Origin of the sequence: Streptomyces sp. NPDC088745 (assembly GCF_044751045.1) — a bacterium.
Classification (GTDB): domain Bacteria; phylum Actinomycetota; class Actinomycetes; order Streptomycetales; family Streptomycetaceae; genus Streptomyces; species Streptomyces cremeus.
Map to the genome: position 1 here is coordinate 1 of NZ_JBIVLB010000041.1, position 1,105 is coordinate 1,105.

The 1,105-nt window shown below is 69.0% G+C and carries 1 protein-coding gene; it reads right to left on the bottom strand.

Annotated features, from left to right (window positions below; all coding sequences use genetic code 11):
- A partial coding sequence (locus ACIP93_RS37720; RefSeq protein ID WP_401767005.1) for an ATP-binding protein occupies positions 1-1,072 on the bottom strand: 1,072 nt, incomplete at its 3' end.
- Positions 1,073-1,105 lie beyond the last annotated feature (33 nt).

Here is a 1,105-nt window from a genome sequence, read left to right on the forward strand (position 1 = left end):
CGGCGGCTTCCTTCGCCGCGGCGCCGTCGACGACGTCGGACAGGTGGTGGACGACGGCCACGAAGGACAGGCCGAGGCGGCGGCCGAACTTCAGCAGGCGCTGGAAGAGCTGGGCCACGAACGGGCTGTTGATGATGTGCCAGGCCTCCTCGACCAGGAAGATGCGCTTCTTCCGGTCGGGGCGGATCCAGGTGTGTTCCAGCCATACACCGACGATCGCCATCAGGATCGGCATGGCGATGGAGTTGCGGTCGATGTGGGACAAATCGAACACGATGAGGGGCGCGTCCAGGTCGATGCCGACCGTCGTGGGGCCGTCGAACATGCCCCTCAGGTCACCGTCGACGAGACGGTCCAGCACCAGCGCCACGTCCAGGCCCCACGCCCGTACGTCGTCTATGGCGACGTTCATCGCCTCCGCCGACTCCGGCTCGGGGTGCCGTAGCTGCTCGACGATGTCGGTCAGGACGGGCTGGCGTTCCACGATGGTCTCGTTGACGTAGGCGTGCGCGACCTTGAGCGCGAACCCGGAGCGCTCGTCGAGGCCGTGGCCCATCGCGACCTCGATGATCGTGCGGAGCAGCGCGAGCTGGCCCGTCGTGGTGATCGCCGGGTCCAGGGGGTTGAGGCGGATGCCCTGGTCGAGCGCGGCCATCGCGTCGAGCCGGATCGGCGTTATACCCAGCTCCTGCGCGATGAGGTTCCACTCGCCGGCGCCGTCCTCGCCCTGGGCGTCCAGGACGACGACCTGGCGGTCGCGGAAGCGGAGCTGGCGCAGGACGTACGTCTTCTCCAGGGCCGACTTGCCGTTGCCGGACTCGCCGAGGACCAGCCAGTGGGGGGCGGGGAGCTGCTGGCCGTAGAGCTGGAAGGGGTCGTAGATGTAGCCCTTCCCGGAGTACACCTCGCGGCCGATGATGACGCCCGAGTCGCCGAGGCCGGGGGCGGCGGTCGGGAGGTAGACCGCCTGCGCCTGGCCCGTGGACGTGCGCACCGGAAGCCGGGTCGTCTCGACCTTCCCGAAGAGGAAGGACGTGAAGGCGTCGGTGAGGACGGACAGCGGGTCCCGCATCAGGTCCTACCTCCGAATGCCGGTGGCGAAGGG